The organism is Reyranella sp. (assembly GCF_036558665.1).
Taxonomy (GTDB): Bacteria; Pseudomonadota; Alphaproteobacteria; order Reyranellales; family Reyranellaceae; genus Reyranella.
The window spans coordinates 13015-29450 of sequence record NZ_DATBFE010000067.1; the positions used below are offsets into that span (position 1 = coordinate 13015).

Annotated in this window: 15 protein-coding genes; 7 read left to right on the forward strand and 8 right to left on the reverse strand. The window is 65.7% G+C overall.

The features are described from left to right. The first annotated feature begins 81 nt into the window (after positions 1-81). The 6 genes from VH499_RS10245 (at position 82) to VH499_RS10270 (ending at position 7592) form a co-directional block, all read left to right on the forward strand. Positions 82-546: a rhodanese-like domain-containing protein gene (locus VH499_RS10245; RefSeq protein ID WP_332052623.1), complete on the forward strand. Its 465-nt coding sequence runs from the start codon at positions 82-84 to the stop codon at positions 544-546. Continuing rightward, positions 543-2024 (forward strand): chromosomal replication initiator protein DnaA, encoded by a 1482-nt coding sequence (gene dnaA / locus VH499_RS10250; RefSeq protein ID WP_332052624.1) that lies wholly within the window; start codon positions 543-545, stop codon positions 2022-2024. Before VH499_RS10245 ends, dnaA begins: the two co-directional genes overlap by 4 nt. Positions 2025-2235: 211 nt before the next feature. Then, entirely contained in the window at positions 2236-3354 is a 1119-nt protein-coding gene (gene dnaN, locus VH499_RS10255) for a DNA polymerase III subunit beta (RefSeq protein WP_332052625.1), read from the forward strand. Next, a complete protein-coding gene (recF, locus tag VH499_RS10260; RefSeq protein WP_332052626.1) occupies positions 3351-4556 on the forward strand; it encodes a DNA replication/repair protein RecF in 1206 nt (401 codons plus the stop codon). The genes dnaN and recF overlap by 4 nt, the downstream gene beginning before the upstream one ends. Positions 4557-4576: 20 nt before the next feature. Next, positions 4577-7045, forward strand: a complete 2469-nt coding sequence (gyrB, locus tag VH499_RS10265; protein WP_332052627.1) for a DNA topoisomerase (ATP-hydrolyzing) subunit B — start codon at positions 4577-4579, stop codon at positions 7043-7045. Next, entirely contained in the window at positions 7038-7592 is a 555-nt protein-coding gene (locus VH499_RS10270) for a hypothetical protein (protein ID WP_332052628.1), read from the forward strand. The genes gyrB and VH499_RS10270 overlap by 8 nt, the downstream gene beginning before the upstream one ends. A gap of 1 nt (position 7593) precedes the next feature. Here VH499_RS10270 and VH499_RS10275 read toward each other — a convergent pair whose 3' ends face one another. Then, positions 7594-7989, reverse strand: coding sequence for a PaaI family thioesterase (locus VH499_RS10275; RefSeq protein ID WP_332052629.1), 396 nt, complete (start codon positions 7987-7989; stop codon positions 7594-7596). A gap of 11 nt (positions 7990-8000) precedes the next feature. After that, a complete protein-coding gene (locus tag VH499_RS10280) occupies positions 8001-8420 on the reverse strand; it encodes a hypothetical protein (RefSeq protein WP_332052630.1) in 420 nt (139 codons plus the stop codon). 112 nt (positions 8421-8532) lie between these two features. Between VH499_RS10280 and VH499_RS10285 the strand changes: the two genes are divergently transcribed. Further along, a complete protein-coding gene (locus VH499_RS10285; protein WP_332052631.1) occupies positions 8533-9375 on the forward strand; it encodes a helix-turn-helix transcriptional regulator in 843 nt (280 codons plus the stop codon). Positions 9376-9382: 7 nt separating this feature from the next. Here the strand turns inward: VH499_RS10285 and VH499_RS10290 are convergent, their stop codons facing one another. From VH499_RS10290 to hyfB, 6 genes are read right to left on the reverse strand one after another with little or no spacing between them, the layout of a single operon-like run. Then, positions 9383-9898: an NADH-quinone oxidoreductase subunit NuoB gene (locus VH499_RS10290; protein ID WP_332052632.1), complete on the reverse strand. Its 516-nt coding sequence runs from the start codon at positions 9896-9898 to the stop codon at positions 9383-9385. A 10-nt stretch (positions 9899-9908) separates the two neighbouring features. Beyond that, positions 9909-11384 carry a hydrogenase expression protein HypE gene (locus VH499_RS10295; protein WP_332052633.1) on the reverse strand — a complete coding sequence of 492 codons (1476 nt, stop codon included), beginning with the start codon at positions 11382-11384 and terminating at the stop codon, positions 9909-9911. Next, a complete protein-coding gene (locus tag VH499_RS10300; protein ID WP_332052634.1) occupies positions 11381-12814 on the reverse strand; it encodes a hydrogenase 4 subunit F in 1434 nt (477 codons plus the stop codon). The genes VH499_RS10295 and VH499_RS10300 overlap by 4 nt, the downstream gene beginning before the upstream one ends. Then, a complete protein-coding gene (locus tag VH499_RS10305; protein WP_332052687.1) occupies positions 12814-13431 on the reverse strand; it encodes a hydrogenase-4 component E in 618 nt (205 codons plus the stop codon). The genes VH499_RS10300 and VH499_RS10305 overlap by 1 nt, the downstream gene beginning before the upstream one ends. 38 nt (positions 13432-13469) lie before the next feature. Further along, a complete protein-coding gene (locus VH499_RS10310) occupies positions 13470-14438 on the reverse strand; it encodes a respiratory chain complex I subunit 1 family protein (RefSeq protein ID WP_332052635.1) in 969 nt (322 codons plus the stop codon). Continuing rightward, entirely contained in the window at positions 14435-16435 is a 2001-nt protein-coding gene (gene hyfB / locus VH499_RS10315) for a hydrogenase 4 subunit B (protein ID WP_332052688.1), read from the reverse strand. The genes VH499_RS10310 and hyfB overlap by 4 nt, the downstream gene beginning before the upstream one ends. Position 16436: the final 1 nt, after the last annotated feature.

A 16436-nucleotide genomic window follows, 5' to 3' on the forward strand; every position in this document is an offset into this window, starting at 1 on the left:
CGTCGCTCCTGCTTCGCTGTGTTTCTGTCGTTGGTCGTCGGCTCGTGAGTGCCCCGCTCGTCAAATGAAGAGCGGGGGGCTATGACGAAAGACAACAGGATCGTCGGCACGTATGAGGTGTCTCCCGCCGCCGGCTATGCCGGTGACGTGACGCCGCAGACCGCGTGGAAGATCCTGAACGAGAACAAGGATGCGGCACTGGTCGATGTCCGCACCCGCCCCGAGTGGACCTACGTCGGGCTTCCCGACCTTTCACCTGCCGGCAAGAAGCCGGCGCTGCTGGAGTGGCAGGTCTTCCCCAGCATGCAACCGAATCCGGAGTTCGTGACGGCTCTCTCCGGTGCCGTCACGGACAAGGATACTCCGCTTCTCTTTTTGTGTCGGAGCGGAGTCCGCTCGGCCGCGGCGGCGAAAGCGATGGCCGCGGCGGGCTACAGCACTTGCCTGAACGTGGTGGACGGCTTCGAGGGGCCGCTGGACGCGCAAGCCAAGCGCGGCACGGCGGGAGGCTGGAAAGCGGCAGGACTTCCGTGGAGACAGACTTGACCCGATTTCAATCACCTATTGCCGACAACGACGCGGCCTACAACCAAAAGACCATAACGGGGACTGACATGGACGAGGGCGGCCGAAAGGAGCTGACGGCGCAATGGACGCGCGTCTGTGACCGGCTGCGCAAGGAGATCGGCGACAAGGCCTTCAAGACCTGGTTCGGCGAGGTCGAGCTGGGGGAACTGAAGGCCGGCAAATTGCGGCTTTACGCCCCGACCCGCTTCGTACGCGACTGGGTGAGCCGTCACTATGGCGATCGGGTGCTGGCCTATTGGCAGGCCGTCATTCCGGACGTGGCAAGCGTCGAGGTGAACCTCGTGCCGCCGCCGGCGCCGCGCCGTCCCAACGACATCATCGCCATGCCGCCGGTACCGGCACCGCAATCGAGCTTCCAACAGCCCATGCCGCGGCTGGGGCCGTCGATCGGACGCGGGATCGACGACGCCTTCCAGGGCCCGGAGGCGCGCTATACCTTCGCCAACTTCGTGGTCGGCAAGCCAAACGAGTTCGCCTATGCCGCTGCGCGCAACATCGCCGAACAGGACCGGCCGCAGCCCGAACGCAATCCGCTTTATATCTTCGGCGGCGTCGGGCTCGGCAAGACCCACCTGATGCATGCCATCTGGCATACCATCCGCGAACGCGATCCCAAGCAGCGCGTGCTCTACCTGACTGCGGAAAGCTTCGTGAACCGGTTCATCCACGCGCTGCGCACCAAGAACACCAATCAGTTCAAGGAGCTGTTCCGCAACGTCGATGTGCTGATGGTCGACGACGTGCAGTTCATCTGCGGCAAGGAGGCGAGCCAGGACGAGTTCTTCTTCACCTTCAACTCGCTGGTGGAGCAGAACAAGCAGATCGTGCTCAGTTCGGAGAAGCCGCCGTCGGAGCTGCAGGACATCGAGGAGCGCATGCGCTCGCGACTGGGCAGCGGACTGGTGGCCGACATCCATTCCTCGACCTACGAGCTCAGGCTCTCGATCCTGCAGACCAAGGCCGAATCGGCGCGAGTGCCGGTGCCGACCGCGGTGCTGGAGTTCCTTGCCCACAAGATCAGCACCAACATCCGCGAGCTCGAGGGCGCGCTGAACCGCGTCGTCGCCCACGGACAGCTCATCGGCCGCGAGATCACCGTCGAGATGGCGCAGGACGTCCTGCACGATCTCCTCCGCCAGGCTGATCGCAAGGTGACGGTCGACGAGATCCAGCAGCGCGTTGCCGCGCACTACAACATAAAACTCGCCGAGATGAGCTCGCCGCGGCGCGCCCGCTCGGTGGCGCGGCCGCGGCAGGTGGCGATGTATCTTGCCAAGCAGCTCACGACGCTCAGCCTGCCGCAGATCGGCAAGCGCTTCGGCAACCGCGACCACACCACCGTCATGCATGCTGTCCGCAAGATCGAGGAGCTCAAGATCTCCGATCTCTCGATTGCGGAAGACGTCGAGTTGCTCAAGCGGCAGTTGCAAGGCTGACGATTTCCGGCGTACCCCTCGAGGACGGGGCCGTAACGGCCCCGTTTTTCGTGCCTCGAAGGCAGCCTAAACGCCTCATATTGCGGGCGAAATCGCTTTCAGCCGTCGGCCTCCGTGGTATACTTTTCAGCCATCCTGCCGGGGCTTCTCCGCCCCTGGCGCGGTGGGCCCAAAAACACCTCCAATCGGCCCCGATTACAGCGACCCAACCATGAAACTGACGATCGAGCGGGCGGCCCTTCTCAAGGCCTTGGCCCATGTCCAGAGTGTGGTCGAGCGGCGGAATACGATACCCATCCTGTCGAACGTGTTGATCACCGCCCAGAAGGGTCGGCTGAGCCTTGCGGCGACCGATATGGATCTCGCCGTCAGCGAGACCGTCGATGCGAGCGCCGCCAAGGCCGGCTCGACGACGGCGCCCGCGCACACCCTCTACGAGATCGTCCGCAAGCTGCCCGACGGGGCGCAGGTCGAGCTGGAGACGGCAAGCGACGGCAACAGCCTCGTGATTCGCGCCGGCCGCTCGCGGTTCACCCTGCAGTGCCTGCCGCCGGCCGACTTTCCGGCGATGAACGAGGGCGACCTGCCGCATCGCTTCCAGCTGCCGGCGACTGACCTCAAGGGCATCATCGACCGCACGCGCTTCGCCATTTCCAACGAAGAGACACGTTACTACCTGAACGGAATCTACTTCCATGCCGCCAAGGCCGCGGGCACCGAGGTGTTGCGCGGCGTGGCGACCGACGGCCATCGGCTGGCGCGGGTCGAAGTGCCGCTGCCGAAAGGCGCCGGCGACATTCCGGGCGTGATCGTGCCGCGCAAGACCGTGAACGAGGTGCGCAAGCTCCTCGATGAAAGCGACGGGTCGGTGGATATCGAGCTTTCCGACACCAAGATCCGTTTCGCCAGCGGCGGCGTGACCCTGGTCAGCAAGCTGATCGACGGCACTTTTCCAGACTACGAGCGTGTCATCCCGACAGGCAACGACAAGGTGCTGAACGTTCCCTGCAAGGAGTTCGCCAACGCCGTCGATCGCGTGTCGACGATCTCGACCGAGAAATCTCGGGCCATCAAGCTTGCTGTCGGCAAGGGCGTGGTCACGCTGTCGGCCACCAGCCCCGACGCGGGCAGCGCCACCGAAGAGATCGAGGTCGACTACAAGGACACGGCGCTCGAAATCGGCTTCAACTCGCGTTACCTGCTCGACATCACCGAGCAGATCGCCGGAGCGGAGGCGCGCTTTTTGATGGCCGACGCGGGCTCGCCCACCCTGGTGCGCGACGGCGCCGACGAGAGCGCGCTCTATGTTCTCATGCCGATGCGGGTATGACGCCGCCGCCGATCAACGCGCTCGCCTATTCTTCCGACGCCGCACCCGGCGCAGCGCCGGCCCTTCTGGCCGTGCGCCAGGTTCGACTGACCGATTTCCGCAACTATCGCGGGCTTCGCCTCGATTGCGGCCCTGAGCCCGTGGTGCTGGTGGGCGCGAACGGCGCCGGCAAGACCAATCTCCTTGAGGCGCTGTCCTTCCTTGTTCCCGGGCGTGGCCTGCGCCGGGCGCGGCTCGACGAGATCACGCGCCGGGCGCGCGGCGAGCAGCCGGTGGCCTCGACCTGGGCCGTGGCCGCGACGCTCGACACGGCGCAGGGCCGGCTTGCCATCGGCACGGGTCTCGAGCCGGCGCGCAACGAAGGCGGCATGCCAAGACGGGTCGTCCGGATCGACGGCCGGCCGGCTGCAAGTCAGACCGCCCTCGGCCTGCACGCGGCGGCAGTATGGTTGACGCCGCAACTGGACCGCCTGTTTCTCGATGGCCCGGGCGAACGGCGGCGGTTCCTCGACCGGCTGGTGACGGCTCTCCATCCCGAGCATGCGGGCGATGTTGCCGCTTACGAGAATGCCCTGCGCCAGCGCAGCCGCCTGCTGGGCGAGGGCAACCGCGACCCGCACTGGTTCACCGCCCTCGAGGACACGATGGCGCGCCACGGCGTGGCGCTGGCGGCGGCACGCGCCGACACCGTCCATCGGCTCGATGCGGCGGCGCGGCTGGGGGTCGGGCCTTTTCCCCGCGCCTCGCTGGCCATGGCCGGCGAGGTCGATGGCTGGATCGCCTCGATGGCCGCGCTCGATGTCGAGGACCGGTTGCGCGCCGAGCTGGCCGCGGGACGCTTGCGCGACGCCGAAGCCGGCACCACATCTTGCGGGCCGCATCGCAGCGACCTCAGCGTACGCCATCTCGATCTCGACCTGCCGGCCGCGGAAGGTTCCACCGGCCAGCAGAAGGCTCTGCTGGTGTCGATCACCATGGCGCATGCCCGGCTGGTGGCGCTGTCGCGCGGACAGCCGCCACTGTTGCTGCTGGACGAGATCGCGGCGCATCTCGATGCCGAGCGCCGCGCCGCGCTGTTCGAGGAGATCGTGGCGCTGCGCGCGCAGAGCTGGATGACCGGCACCGACGCCGGCCTTTTCGAGCCGCTGGCCGGCCGCGCGCAGCTCTTGCGCGTCGCCGACGGAACCATCGCGGCAGGCTGAACGCTTTCAGGATCGGGACGATGGACGAGAACGAGCAAGTGCCGAATGGCAACGGAAGTGGAAACGGAAACGGCGAGGACTACGACGCCGCTTCGATTCAAGTTCTGCGTGGGCTGGAAGCCGTGCGCAAGCGGCCGGGCATGTATATTGGAGATACCGACGACGGCAGTGGTTTACACCACATGGTTTACGAAATCGTCGACAACGCGATTGACGAGGCGCTGGCCGGTTACTGCGATGCGGTGAATGTCGTCCTGAATGGCGACGGCTCTGTCACCGTGCGCGACAACGGTCGCGGCGTGCCGGTTGACATCCACAAGGAAGAAGGCATTTCCGCTGCCGTCGTCATCTTCACCCAACTCCACGCCGGCGGGAAATTCAATCAGAACGCCTACAAAGTCGCAGGTGGCCTGCATGGCGTAGGCGCTGCGGTCGTCAATGCACTCTCCAGTCAGCTCGACCTGCGTATCTGGCGCGGCGGCAAGGAACACTTTGTGCGCTTCCGCGATGGCGGCAACTGGGAGAAAGATCTCGAAGTGGTGGGCGATGCACCCGAGGGCAAGCGCGGCACCGAGGTGAGCTTCCTGCCTTCGCCCGAAGTTTTCACCCGGACCGAGTTCGATTTCGCCACCCTGGAGCACCGCTTGCGCGAGCTTGCCTTCCTGAACTCGGGCGTGCGCATCATCCTCACCGACGAGCGCGGCGCCGAGACCAAGGTTTCCGAGCTCTTCTATGAAGGCGGAGTCGAGGCCTTCGCCAAGTATCTCGACCGCAACAAGCAGGTGCTGCACAACCCGCCGGTCTCGATCCGCGGCGAGAAGGAAGGCATCTCGGTCGAAGTCGCGATGCAGTGGAACGACAGCTATCACGAGACGATGCTGTGCTTCACCAACAACATCCCGCAGCGCGACGGCGGCACGCATCTCGCCGGCTTCCGTGGCGCGCTGACGCGCACGCTGAACAAGTATGCCGACGAGTCGGGCATCTCGAGGAAGGAGAAGGTGAGCCTGAGCGGCGACGACATGCGCGAGGGCCTGACCTGCGTCCTGTCGGTCAAGGTGCCCGACCCGAAATTCTCCTCGCAGACCAAGGACAAGCTGGTCTCCTCGGAAGTCCGGCCGGTCGTCGAATCGGTGGTCAGCGACAAGCTCGGCCAGTGGTTCGAGGAGCACCCGGCCGAGGCGCGCAAGATCGTCACCAAGGTCGTCGAGGCGGCGGCGGCGCGCGAGGCGGCGCGCAAGGCGCGCGAGCTCACCCGCCGCAAGGGAGCGCTCGATGTGAGCTCGCTGCCGGGCAAGCTGGCCGACTGCCAGGAGCGTGATCCAGCGCTTTCCGAGCTCTTCATCGTCGAGGGGGATTCGGCCGGAGGCTCGGCCAAGCAGGGCCGCAATCGCGCCAACCAGGCGATCCTGCCGCTGCGCGGCAAGATCCTGAATGTCGAGCGCGCCCGCTTCGACAAGATGCTGTCCTCGGCCGAGATCGGCACCTTGATCACGGCCCTGGGCACGGGCATCGGCGTCGACGATTTCAGCCTGGAGAAGCTGCGCTACCACAAGATCATCATCATGACCGACGCGGACGTGGACGGCAGCCACATCCGCACCCTCCTGATGACGTTCTTCTACCGCCAGATGCGCGAGCTCATCGACCGGGGCCATCTCTATATCGCCCAGCCGCCGCTGTTCAAATCCGTCAAGGGCAAGTCGGCGATCTACCTCAAGGACGAGCGTGCGCTGGACGATCACCTGATCCGGACTGGACTCGAGGGCGCCACGCTCCGGCTCGGCGACGGCACCGTGCAGGCGAGCGACGATCTGCGGCACACGGTCGACATCGCCCGCTCGGTCTCCAATCTCGTGAAGCCGCTTGCGCTCTCGCGCCGCGTGACCAACCAGGCGGTGATCGAGCAGGCGGCTATTGCCGGCGCCTTCAAGCCGGATGTTTTGGCCGATGCGGATCTTGCGCGGCAGACGGCCGACTACATCGCGCGGCGCCTGAATGCGGTGAGCCCGCCGCTGGAGCGCGGTTGGACCGGCGAGCCGACGGCGGATGGCGGCCTCGCCTTCAGCCGGCGCCTGCGCGGTGTGCAGGAACGGCACGTAATCGATGGCCCGCTGATCAAGAGCGCCGAGGCGCGTCGCCTGGATGCGCTGGCCGCCGACCTGCAGGCGGTCTATCAGCAGCCCGGCATCTTCGTGGCGAAGGACAAGGAGACGACCATCGCCTCGCCGACCGAGATGTTCGCCGCTGTGCTCGAGGCCGGGCGCAAGGGCATGACGATCCAGCGCTACAAGGGCCTGGGCGAGATGAACCCGGATCAGCTCTGGGAGACAACTCTCGATCCCGAGGCGCGCACGCTCCTGCAGGTCAAGATCAATCATGCCGACGAGGCGGATGAAATCTTCTCGACGCTGATGGGCGACGTGGTCGAGCCGCGCCGCGACTTCATCCAGGACAATGCGCTCAAGGTGGCGAACCTCGATGTCTAGGCTGCTGGCGCTCGTCGCGGCGATCATGGCAATCGCGAGCGCCGCACTGGCGCAGGCGCCCGGCCCGGCGCCCACCGTGCATCCGGGGACCAGGCTCAACTTTCCACCGACCCTGGGCGGCGCCAGCTTCGAGCGCGGCGAGGCCGAGGGCAGCGGTGCCGTCTACCTTTACGGCATCAACAAGATGCAGATCTACGTCATCCTCTATGACGGTGGACGGCGCGTGCCGCCGGGCAGCGACAGCCCCGCCCTCTTGACCCAGTTCACGACCGAGGTGAACCAGGCCGCGGCCCAGCTCACCGGCGCCGGATATCATCAGTTCGAACGCCCCACGGTGCCGTCCACCTGCGCCTATGGCAGCGTCACGTTTCGCTGCATCGTCTACAGCGTCCATGCGGCCAGCGGGCGCCTCTACAGCAAGCTCCTGATGACCGGTTACCACGACTACTTCCTGAAGATCCGCATCGACTGGGCATCGGGCACCGGCCAGACACAGGCCGATGCGGACAAGGCGCTGCAAGCCTTCGTCCCGGCCCTCATCCACTGAGCTAGAGCACCATCTGCGTCTGTGTGACGACCGCGACCAGCTTGCCCTCGGCGGTCGTGATGCGGGTCGTCCAGACTTGCGTCCGCCGTCCGCGATGGATCGGCGTCGTGTCGCCGATCACCGTCGTGCCCACTGGCGCGGGTCCCACGAAATTGGTCTTGCTCTCGATCGTGGTCGTGCCCTTGCCCTCGGGCAGGTTGAGGACGGTGGCAGCCGCGCCCAGTGTGTCCGCGAAGGCCATCACGGCACCGCCGTGCAGGACGTCCGGCCGCGTGCAGAGTTCGGGCCGGACGACCATCTCTGCCCTGACGCCGGTCTCACTCGCCGCCACGAACTTGAGCCCGAGCACCTTGGCGAAAGGCAGTTGGCGGTCGTTCAGGAATTGCACCTTGTCCATGTCGTCTCCGTTCAGTGGTCGGCCCCGAGGCGGCGCAGGCCCAGATACTCCAGGATGGCGATGTCGGCCACGATCAACGCCTGGATCACGACGGCCACGATGCCAACGGTGGTCCATACCGACGGCAGGCCGAGCACCAGCACGCTTCCCACGACCCAAGCCAGATCGGTGGCGAATATGACGCGTGCCCACGCTGCTGGCAGGATTCGGCGCGAAGCGATCCAGGCGCAGGCGGCACCGAAGGCAATCAGCCCCAGACCCAGCACTTCGAGCACGATGGCAACGTCGAGGCCAGCCGGCGCCGCCGGCTCGTGGACGGCAAGCCTTGCCAGCGGGGTTGCAAGGATCGCCATCACGGCGCCCGAGACGGCGGAAAACATGGCGTTGCCCCACAGCGTGCGGCGCAGCAGGCGGTCGGCCGAAACGTTCATGACATCCTCCCTGGAATGTGTCGACGACAGGAGAATTCCGTCCGAATCGGCTGCCGGACAATTACGCTTCGGGTAATCGGCGGACCTGCGGGCCGGTGCTACTGTTTGCACCATGATGAACACAGCTATGCCTGCGACAGCCAGCCAGCCCGACCTGTTCGGCCCCATGCTGCGCGCTTGGCGCCGCCGCCGTGGCGCCAGCCAGCTCGCGCTCGCCCTGCAGTCGGGCGTGTCGCAGCGTCATGTCAGCTTCCTGGAATCGGGCCGCGCGCGGCCGAGCCGGGAGATGGTCGTGCAGCTCTCCTCGGCCCTCGACGTCCCGCTGCGCCAGCGCAACGCCATGCTGCTGGCGGCCGGCTTCGCGCCGGTCTATCGGGAGAGCAATCTCGCCGCGCCCGAACTCGGGCCGGTGCGCCAGGCGATCGAGCGCATGCTGAAGCAGCAGGAGCCCTATCCTGCCGTTGTCATCGACCGGCTGTGGAACCTCCTGCAGGCCAACGAGGCGGCCAACGCCTTCATCATCTTCCTGTTCGAGGGCCCCCCGCCCGCACCGCCGCCAGGCAAGGGCCCCAATGTGTTGCGCTGGCTGCTCGACCCCAAGGCACTGCGATCCAAGATCGCCAACTGGGAAGAAGTGGCGCGCTATCTTGTGTCGACGACCTATGCCGAGATCCTGGCCGACGGCGGCGAACCAAAGGCCCTCGCCTTCATCGAGGAGATCATGGCCTACCCTGACGTGCCGGCCTCGTTCCGCAAGCTGCGCTTCGAGGACCGGCCGGCCCCGGTGCTGACGGTCGACTATATCGTCGGCGGCAAGTCGCTGTCGGTGTTCACCACCATCGCCACGCTCGGCACGCCGCAGGACGTGACGCTCCAGGAAGTCCGCATCGAATGTTTCTTCCCGGCCGACGAGCGCAGCGACGCGCTGTTCAAGAGCCTGGCGGCCAAGGGCTGACGCGCGATTATCCGGCCTTTTCCATGAGTGCCAGGAGGCCCTTCACGATCTGAATGGGCGCCGGCGGGCAGCCGCCGATATGCAGGTCAACGGGAAGAACACTGGCAAGTGGTCCAGCGACAGCGTCCGATCCGGCAAAAACCCCGCAATTGGCAGCGCAATCGCCCACGCCGACGACCCATTTTGGTTCGGGCGCGGCATTGTAGGCGCGCAAGAGTGCCTCCTGCATATTCCACGTCACCGGTCCCGTTACCAGGAAGACGTCGGCATGCCGCGGTGAGGCCACAAACTTCAGACCAAACCGTTCGATGTCATAGACCGGGTTGTTGAGCGCATTGATCTCGAGCTCGCAGCCGTTGCAGGAGCCGGCATCGACCTCGCGAATGGCAAGCGACCGGCCCAGCTGCTGTCTTGCCCGCTCGGCCAGCGCCTTCGCCAGCTCCTCGAGCGCCGCCGGCTCCGGCACGGGCGGCATGACCGTCGCTTTTCCCCTGCGCAAGGCATCGAGCAGAAACGATCTCATGGCGCACGCCTCATAGATCCTGACCCGAGTAGGCGCAGTTGAAGGATTTATTGCAGATCGGGAAGTCGGCAATGATGTTGCCCTCGATCGCTGCTTCAAGAATCGGCCACTGGAACCAGCTCGCGTCCCGTATATGCACGCGACCCAGACGCCCTGCGCTATCGAGGGTCACGCTCAGGAAGGCGTCGCCCCTGAAGGCCTCAATCAACGCCGCCCCTTCGCCGGCGACGAACGGCGGCGGCTCGCTTCGGATGTCGCCGGGTTCAAGCCGATCTAGGAGTTCTCGGACCATCCGAAGGCTCTCGACGATCTCGTCCATGCGCACCTGCAGGCGTGCATCAACGTCGCCGTCTATGCGTGTCTTGGCCTCGAAATCGAGCCTATCGTAAGGCCCATAGGGAAAGGCTTTGCGCGTATCGAAGGCTCGCCCGGAAGCGCGACCGACAAAGCCGCCCGCTGCATATTGGCGCACGAGCTCGGGCCTCGCGACGCCAGTTGTGACGGTGCGATCCTGGAGCGATGGCAGGCCGTCGTAGACACGCAGGATCTCGGCGCGTGTTTCCTCCAGCCGCGCGAGAAGGTCGCGGATCGGACCGATGCCGTCCTGTGACAGATCGGTCGCGACGCCGCCCGGTACGACGCAGTCCATCATCAGGCGGTGGCCGAAGCAGGCGGCAGCGACCAACAGTACGTCCTCACGCTGCAGCATGCAGCGTGCGTTGATCGTGATCACGCCTGCATCGTTGCAGATCCCGCCCACATCGTTGATGTGATGCGAAAGCCGTTCGAGCTCGGCGAGGATGCCGCGCAGCAGTACGGCGCGTGGTGGTACGCTCCAGCCCAAGGCCGTCTCGACCGCCCGGGCAAAAGCCCAGGCATAGGCGACCGTGCTGTCGCCGGAGATGCGGCTGGCGATGCGTGCACCCCGCGCGACGTCGGCCCCCTGCAGCAGCCGTTCGACGCCTTTGTGGGTGTAGCCAAACCGCTGCTCAAGCCGCACCACTGTCTCTCCGCTCGCGGTGAAGCGGAAGTGACCAGGTTCGATAATGCCGGCATGAATTGGTCCGACAGCAACTTGGTGCAGATCGTCACCCTCGACGCGAAGGAATTCGTATCGGGCGGTGCTTTCGCGCCCCGGCCATCGTCCGTGATCAAGCCAAGGCCGCCCATCGGGCAGGCCGACCGGCCGCACACCATGCAGGTCCCGCATCGCCCGCTCCAACCGCAGCGCCGGAGCGTGATGGACCGAGACAGAAGGATAGGCACCCTTGTCGGTCTTGAGCGACAAGATGGCGCGACGGCCCTTGCCATTCAGCGCCATGCGCACCCTGCCTTCGTCGACCCACAGCGCGCTAAGGTCATGCTGACCGGCCGCGCAGCCCTCCGCCAGCGCCGTCCAAACGTCGGACGTGACGTCCAGACGCACATAGCCGTCCGGCCCGGCATGGTTGCCGGCAATGAGGTCGGCGAGTGCGGTACCGGTCATCCCAGAAGCTCCGCGGCGCGCTGGAACCAGGCGACGAGCACTGCCGGCAGAAAGACGCCCGCCGCCAGCACGAGTGCGAGATGCAGGACCATGGGCACGGACGAGGCATCCACGCGGTGCGCCGGCCCCGTTGGCACACCCAGAATTGTGCCCTGCAGCCGCATCAGTAGCGCGCCGAATCCGACCAACAGGCCGAAGGCCGGCAACAGGGCGAGCCACGGCTCGCGCGCAAAGGTCGTCGTCAGGATCAGGAATTCGCTGGCGAAGACGCCGAACGGCGGCATGCCGGAGATGGCCAGCACCGCAAGTGCGAAAGCGACAGCCAGCCGGGGATGCGTTTCGCTCAGTCCGGTGATCTCGGCGATGCGCTGAGTACCCTTGGCCTGAGCGATGTGGCCGACGGCGAAGAAGATGCCGGACTTCGTCAGGCTGTGCATGGCCATGTGCAGGAGGCCGGCGAAGTTGGCGAGCGGTCCGCCCATGCCGAACGCGAAGACCATCAGGCCCATGTGTTCGATCGACGAATAGGCGAACAGCCGTTTGATGTCGCGGCGCTGGTAGAGCATGAAAGCCGCGAAGATCAGCGAGACCAGCCCCATCACGATCATCACCGGGCCGGGGTTGAGCGCCGTCGGCTGGCCGGCAATCAGCATCTTGAAGCGCAGCAGCGCGTAGAGCGCAACGTTCAGCAGAAGGCCGGACAGCACCGCCGATATCGGCGTCGGCCCCTCGGCATGGGCGTCCGGCAGCCAGGCATGCAACGGTGCCAGCCCGATCTTTGTGCCGTAGCCGATCAGGAGGAAGATGAACGCAAGATCGAGAATCGCCGGATCCATCTTCGCCGCTACCCCCTGGAGAAGGCTCCAGGTCATCGCCGGCACTCCCTCGCCCAGCGCCGGCTGGCCGGCCAGATAGATCAGGATGGTGCCGAAGAAGGCGAGCGAGATCCCCACGCTCGCCAGGATGAAATACTTCCAGGCTGCCTCGATCGACTGAGGCGTCCGGTAGAGGCCGACCATCACCACCGTGATCAGCGTCGCCAGTTCCAGCCCGACCCAGATGAGGCCGATGTTGTTGGCGGCCAGGGCAACGTTCATCGACCCCATCATCGCCTGGAACATGGCGTGGTAGAACCGCACGAATCTGGGCGGCAGCCGGCCGGTCTCGATTTCATGGCCGATGTACGAGGCGCTGAAGATCGAGGTAGTGAAGCCCACAAGGGTGTTGATGGCGATGAAGACGATGTTGAACTCGTCGACGATCGCATAGGGACCAACCGTCCTCTCGTCGCCGATCAGCCACAGGCCGGCGGCGAAGGTTATGGCGGAAGCAAGCACATTGACGATCGCCCCCGTGCGATAACCGGGAATGGCCGCCAGCACGAGCGCCGCCACATAGGGCACGAGAACCACGATCTGATAGGTGTGCATCAGCGCGTGTCCCCGCGCATGCGGTCGAGCGCCTCGATATCGATCGTGTCGAAGCGCTCGCGAATGCGAAATACGAAGACCGCGAACACGAAAAGGGCGATCAGCACCGAGAAAGCGACGCTGACCTCGACGACCAGCGGCATGCCCCGCGCGCCGGTGGCAGCGAGGATCAGACCGTTCTCCATCGACATGAAACCGACAACCTGGGTGACGGCATTGCGCCGCACGATCATCATCAGAAAGCCGAGAAGGATGATGGCGAGGGCCAACGCCAGCCCTTCGCGCGCATGGCTCGCCGTGCCTTGCGCGACCTTGAGCAACAGCGCCTGCGCCAGGCCCGTGAGGGCGAGCCCGACCATCAGGGCGAGGCCCACGCCGACCACCTTCTCGACCTCGCGATGGATGCCCAATCGCACCACCGTGCGATGGAGCGCTACCGGAATGACGATGCCTTTGAGGCAGAGGGCGATCAGTGCGGTGATGAAGAGTTCCGACCGGTCTTGCGACCACGCCGCCCAGGCCACGGCGAGCGCCAGCGTGACCGATTGCGCCGCGAAAGTCTTGAGCACCGCGGCCATGCGCTCCTGGTAGAGGAGCGCAAAGCTCGTCACCAGCATGACGCCGGCCAACAAATGGGAAAGCTCATATCCTTGAATCACTGGACCGCCCCTCGCGCAAGGAACGCCAGCAGAATCGCCAGGAAGCCGAACACGAAGGCGATGCCGAGGAAATCAGGCAGGCGAAACACGCGCATCTTGGCGATGCTCACCTCCCACACGCCCAGCAGCGCGGCGCCGCCCAGAAGCTTTGCGGTCCAGGCCAGCAGCCCGACGATCCAGCCGCCGATGCCTGCGCTGGCGGGCGCCATGCCAAAGGGAGCGAACAGGCAGATCAGCAGCGAGAGATAGAGAACCAGCTTCAGGTAACCCGCAGCCTCGACCAAGGCGAGATGGCGTCCCGAGTACTCGAGAATCATCGCCTCGTGGACCATGGTGAGCTCGAGATGAGTGGTCGGATTGTCGACCGGGATGCGTGCATTCTCGGCGAGCGCCACGATGATCAGCGCAACCAGCGACAATGCCAGCGATACCCGCACCGCTAGTGGCTCGGCAATGAAGAAGTCGGCGACGCCGGCGAGCCTGGTCGTGCCGGCGGCGATGGCAAGCGTCAGGACGATCAGCATCATCGCCGGCTCGGCAAGCGTGGCGATCATCATCTCGCGCGACGAGCCGATGCCCCCGAAGCTCGTGCCGACATCCATCCCCGCCAGCGCGAGCAGCGCACGTGCGGCGCCGAGCAGCGCGACCAGCGCCACGACGTCGGCCGCCCAATTGAACATCAGTCCGGAGGCGAAACTCGGGACCAGCGCCGCGGCCACCCACGTGAGGGCGAAGATCAGAGAGGGCGCTGCCCGGAACAGCCACGAGGCGCTCTCGGCCACCACCGATTCCTTGCGCAGAAGCTTGGCGAGGTCACGATAGCCCTGCAGGAGTGGCGCGCCTTGACGACGCATCAGGCGGGCCTTGACCCGCCGCACCACGCCGACAGCCAGCGGCGCGATCAGCAGCACCAGGAACATCTGCCCGCCCTGCGCCAAGACCCGCATCACGAGATCGGCGCTCATACCGTCACTGCGGCGATTGAAAGCAGGATGACGAGGGCCGCGAACATCAGTACGAGGTAACGCCGGATGGTAAGGAACTGCAGCGCATTGAGACGTTCGGACAGCCTCAGCAGGGCGCGCCACGGCGCGACATAGAGGGTCGTCCATACGTAGTCGATCAAGGCGACCGAGAAGCGTGCCGGACGAAGATCGCCCGGCGGCGGCATCACCACCGTCTCGCGAGCGGAAAAGACCACGGCGCCATAGACGCGCCGCAAGGGCTGGGCAAAGCTCGCGGCGCTGTACTGGAGGGCCGGCGACGGATCGGGAAAGCCGCAATCCCATGCCGGCCCGCGTCGCGTGCGACGGGCCGACAGGCGATGCACGACCAGCAGCGTGACAACCGACGCGATCGCCACGAAGAGCACGATGATCGCCGCATCGTAGTTGCTGCGGGAGGGCTCGAAGGCGATCAGTGAGAAGGGAGTTGGTCCTGTGCCGGCATTGGGCAACCCGCTGCCCACGAGCCCTTTCAGCACCGGCGTGAGGGCTTCCGTCAGAAATGCCCCGAGCAGCCCGCCCAAGATGCAAAGAAGCGCAAGCCCCCCCATCGCGATCTGCTGCACAAGTGCTACCTCGTGCGCACGCGCCGCCTCGACGCTACGCGGGCGGCCAAGGAAGGCGATGCCATAGACGCGCACGAAGCAGGCAGCCGCCAACGCCGCCGCCAAGGCCAGCATTGCCCCGATGGTGGGGGCGGCGAAATTCAGCGTCGACTGCGGCAAGGCGGGCGCGGCGATGACCGACTGGAACAACAGCCACTCGGACACGAAACCATTGAGGGGCGGCAGGGCGGAGATGGAAAGCGCCCCCACGAGGAAGAACGCCGCCGTTCGCGGCATGCGATGGATGAGGCCACCCATCGCCTCGAGATTACGCCGCCCCGTTACATGCAGTACAGCGCCTGCGCCCAGGAAGAGCAGAGACTTGAACCAGGAGTGGTTCAGGATGTGCAGGAGCGCCGCGGCCATTGCCACGGCGGCGGCTGCGGGCTGTCCATTGGCACGAAAGGCGAGCGCGAGGCCGAGTGCCACGAAGATCACGCCGACATTCTCGACCGTCGAATAGGCCAGCACGCGCTTGAGGTCGCGATCGAAGACAGCGTAGAGCAGGCCCAACACCGCGGTGATCGCACCCAGCACGATCGGCGGCAGTGACCACCACCACGCCGGAGGCCCGAGCAAGTCGAAGGCGATGCGCACGAAGCCATAGAGAGCGACCTTGGTCATGACGCCGCTCATCAGGGCCGACACATGGCTTGGCGCTGCGGGATGGGCGAGCGGAAGCCAGACATGCAGGGGAGCAAGGCCGGCTTTGGAGCCGCAGCCCACCAGCGCGGTCGTCAACACCAGCGCCGCGATCATCGGTGTCGCGGTATGGGTGCGAATGGTGTCGAACACATAGCCGCCCGCTGGACCTGCAAGGCCGCCAAAAGCAAACAGAAGCGCCGTCGTACCGATGGCCGCCATGACAAGGTAGAGATGCCCAGCCCGCCGGTTCTCCGCGTTCGTATGGTGCGCCACCACCAGCGCCCACGAGGTGAGTGACATCAGCTCCCAGGAAAACAGGAAAGCATAGGCATCGTCGGCGATCAGAACGAGATTCATGGCCGCCGCAAACAGCGGGAATAGTGGTTCCACGCGCGGCGTGAGCTCTTTCGCGTGATCCAGCCCCATACCGTAGAGGCTAGCGGACAGCAGACCGCCGTTGATCACCAAGCCGAAGAACGCGGACAGCGGGTCAAGGCGCAAGTGAAGCCCGATCGTCGACAAACCGATCGGCAGCACGGCCGCAAATCCGGCGTGGCCCAGCCATACCGCCAAGTCGATCGCGCCGAGCGCAATCGCCGCCAAAGCAGTAACGGGATAGACGACCGCCAGCAGGAGACCGCGTCCCGATACCGCGGCAAGGGTCGCCGCAACAGCCAGCGCTCCGAGCGCGACCCCTGGGACATACATG

Bases quoted from the DNA above. Each gene is read 5' to 3' on its own strand.
- VH499_RS10245 (WP_332052623.1), top strand. From the start codon at position 82: ATGACGAAAGACAACAGGATCGTCGGCACGTATGAGGTGTCTCCCGCC.
- dnaN (WP_332052625.1), top strand. From the start codon at position 2,236: ATGAAACTGACGATCGAGCGGGCGGCCCTTCTCAAGGCCTTGGCCCAT.
- recF (WP_332052626.1), top strand. From the start codon at position 3,351: ATGACGCCGCCGCCGATCAACGCGCTCGCCTATTCTTCCGACGCCGCA.
- gyrB (WP_332052627.1), top strand. From the start codon at position 4,577: ATGGACGAGAACGAGCAAGTGCCGAATGGCAACGGAAGTGGAAACGGA.
- VH499_RS10270 (WP_332052628.1), top strand. From the start codon at position 7,038: ATGTCTAGGCTGCTGGCGCTCGTCGCGGCGATCATGGCAATCGCGAGC.
- VH499_RS10275 (WP_332052629.1), bottom strand. From the start codon at position 7,989: ATGGACAAGGTGCAATTCCTGAACGACCGCCAACTGCCTTTCGCCAAG.
- VH499_RS10280 (WP_332052630.1), bottom strand. From the start codon at position 8,420: ATGAACGTTTCGGCCGACCGCCTGCTGCGCCGCACGCTGTGGGGCAAC.
- VH499_RS10285 (WP_332052631.1), top strand. From the start codon at position 8,533: ATGATGAACACAGCTATGCCTGCGACAGCCAGCCAGCCCGACCTGTTC.
- VH499_RS10290 (WP_332052632.1), bottom strand. From the start codon at position 9,898: ATGAGATCGTTTCTGCTCGATGCCTTGCGCAGGGGAAAAGCGACGGTC.
- VH499_RS10295 (WP_332052633.1), bottom strand. From the start codon at position 11,384: ATGACCGGTACCGCACTCGCCGACCTCATTGCCGGCAACCATGCCGGG.
- VH499_RS10300 (WP_332052634.1), bottom strand. From the start codon at position 12,814: ATGCACACCTATCAGATCGTGGTTCTCGTGCCCTATGTGGCGGCGCTC.
- VH499_RS10305 (WP_332052687.1), bottom strand. From the start codon at position 13,431: ATGCTGGTGACGAGCTTTGCGCTCCTCTACCAGGAGCGCATGGCCGCG.
- VH499_RS10310 (WP_332052635.1), bottom strand. From the start codon at position 14,438: ATGAGCGCCGATCTCGTGATGCGGGTCTTGGCGCAGGGCGGGCAGATG.
- hyfB (WP_332052688.1), bottom strand. From the start codon at position 16,435: ATGTATGTCCCAGGGGTCGCGCTCGGAGCGCTGGCTGTTGCGGCGACC.